This window comes from Thiolapillus sp., from assembly GCF_048562965.1.
In the GTDB taxonomy this organism is placed as follows: domain Bacteria; phylum Pseudomonadota; class Gammaproteobacteria; order Chromatiales; family Chromatiaceae; genus Thiolapillus; species Thiolapillus brandeum_A.
In genome coordinates this window covers 1-2,516 of sequence record NZ_JBHNMF010000483.1, presented here as the reverse complement: position 1 = coordinate 2,516, position 2,516 = coordinate 1, and the positions used below count along the sequence as shown (strand labels likewise).

The 2,516-nt window shown below is 56.6% G+C and carries 1 protein-coding gene and 1 pseudogene; one reads left to right on the top strand and one right to left on the bottom strand.

What is annotated here, in order from left to right; translation table 11 throughout:
• Window positions 1-145: 145 nt before the first annotated feature.
• A complete protein-coding gene (gene acs / locus ACOCD2_RS16660) occupies window positions 146-2,092 on the top strand; it encodes an acetate--CoA ligase (RefSeq protein WP_293649697.1) in 1,947 nt (648 codons plus the stop codon).
• Between the two features lie 76 nt (window positions 2,093-2,168).
• Here the strand turns inward: acs and ACOCD2_RS16655 are convergent.
• Window positions 2,169-2,516, bottom strand: a pseudogene (locus tag ACOCD2_RS16655) (hypothetical protein); the annotation flags it as partial.

Below are 2,516 nucleotides of genomic sequence, written 5' to 3'. Positions count from 1 at the left end.
GTGCTGAATAACGTATCTTGATGAATATCGGGACCACGCATGGTACTTTTGCTTCTCGTTCAATTCTTAGTGATATTTTCTCAGATTTGGGTGTTTTTCAACAGCCTGCTAAACTCTAGAAGCTAACCAAACCACGGAGATTATCATGTCAGAAGATATCATCTACCCTGTTCCGGAAGACTTTGCCGCTCAGGCAAACATCACCGCCGAAGAATACGAAAAAGATTACAAGCGCTCTGTCGAAGATCCGGAAGGATACTGGGGCGAGCAGGCCATGAACTACCTGCATTGGTTCAAGGGCTGGGACAAGGTACTCGACTGGAGCTTCATGGAAGAAGACCTGCACATCGAATGGTTCAAGGGCGGAAAGCTGAACGTATCGTACAACTGCCTGGACCGCCACCTGAACACCCGCGGCGACCAGACCGCCATCCTGTGGGAAGGCGATGATCCGAACGAAGACAAGAAAATCAGCTACAGGGAACTGCATGCAGACGTCAACAAGTTCGCCAATGTTCTCAAGAGCCGCGGCGTAAAGAAAGGCGACCGGGTTTCCATCTACATGCCCATGATTCCCGAAGCCGTGGTGGCCATGCTGGCCTGTACCCGCATCGGCGCAGTACATTCCATCGTGTTCAGCGCATTCTCCCCTGATGCGCTGAAAGACCGCATCCTCGACTCGGACTGTCAGGTACTGATCACCGCCGATCAGTCCATCCGCGGCGGCAAGCGTCTGCCCCTGAAAGTCAACGCCGACAAAGCCCTGGAAGGCTGTCCTAACGTTCATACATCGATAGTGGTAAAACGCGGTGGCGATCCAGTGGAATGGACCGATGACCGTGATGTCTGGTATCACGAAGCCATGGCCGATGCAGACCCTGTGTGCGAGCCCGAACAGATGGATGCCGAAGACCCCCTGTTCATCCTCTACACCTCCGGCTCGACCGGCAAACCCAAGGGCGTGCTGCACACCACCGGAGGCTATCTGCTTCAGGCAGCCATGACCCACAAGCTGGTATTCGACTACAAGGACAGTGAAGTCTACTGGTGCACCGCCGACATCGGCTGGGTCACCGGCCACAGTTATATCGTTTACGGCCCTCTGACCAACGGCGCCACCAGCCTGATGTTCGAAGGCATCCCCACCTATCCCAGCGCCAACCGCTTCTGGCAGGTCTGTGACAAGCACCAGGTCGCCAGTTTCTATACGGCACCGACAGCCATTCGCGCACTCATGGCCTGTGGTGAAGACCTAGTCAAGGAAACCTCACGCAAGAGTCTGCGCCTGCTGGGCACCGTAGGCGAACCCATCAATCCCGAGGCCTGGGAATGGTACTACCGCGTGATCGGTGACGAGCGCTACCCCATCGTGGACACCTGGTGGCAGACCGAGACCGGTGCACACATGCTCACCCCCCTGCCTGGGGCAACCCCGCTGAAACCCGGTTCGGCCACCTTCCCGTTCTTCGGCGTACAGCCGGTACTGCTGGATGATGAAGGCAAGGAAATCAACGGCAATCCGGCTTCCGGCAACCTCGCCATCAAGGCGCCCTGGCCTTCCATGATGCGCACCCTCTACGGGGACCACAAACGCTTCTATGAGACCTATTTCCAGATGTATCCCGGTTACTATTTCACCGGTGACGGCGCACGCCGTGATGACGACGGCTACTACTGGATCACCGGGCGGGTAGACGATGTTCTGAACGTCTCGGGACACCGCCTGGGTACCGCCGAAATAGAATCCGCCCTGGTATTGCACCCCAAGGTGGCGGAAGCAGCCGTGGTGGGCTATCCCCACCCCATCACCGGCCAGGGCATCTACGCCTATGTGACACTGATGAGTGGCGAAGAGTACAAGGATGAGCTGAAGGATGAACTCGTCCAGCTGGTGAGAAAGGAAATCGGCCCCATTGCCAAGGTCAACCTGATCCAGTGGGCGCCGGGTCTGCCCAAGACGCGCTCCGGCAAGATCATGCGCCGCATCCTGCGCAAGATCGCCGCGAACGAGCTGGACAACCTGGGCGATACCTCTACCCTCGCCGATCCGTCCGTAGTGGATCACCTTATCGAGAACCGGCTCAACCGCTGACTGATTCCGGCACCAGAGAAAAGCCCCCTGCATGCAGGGGGCTTTTTCTTGCGTGCAATATCGATCTTCAGGTCGCTTACCTGCTGTTGAGCATGACTTCCGGCAACTGATTGCCAATCGAGCCGGATGGTGCTTTCACACCCAGATAAGCTGCCAGCGTCACCGCAATATCATAAGGCGTGACCGCACGGCTGATTTGCTTCGCAGACAGGCCGTTGCCTGCAAACATCACAGGCACGAAGGTATCGTAGCGCCAGGGGGAACCGTGTGTGGAAGCTACTACCAGCCCGTCGAAATCATTAATGGGCTCTTCCCCAAATGGAGTGGGTAGATTATCGTAATCCCCTATGAGAGACAAAGACCTATATGCCCAGATACTGGGAATCAAGAGTCCCTGGCAAGTATCCGGTGTAGAGCTGGCGCT

Coding starts and splice junctions, on each gene's coding strand:
- acs (WP_293649697.1), top strand. CDS start 146: ATGTCAGAAGATATCATCTACCCTGTTCCGGAAGACTTTGCCGCTCAG.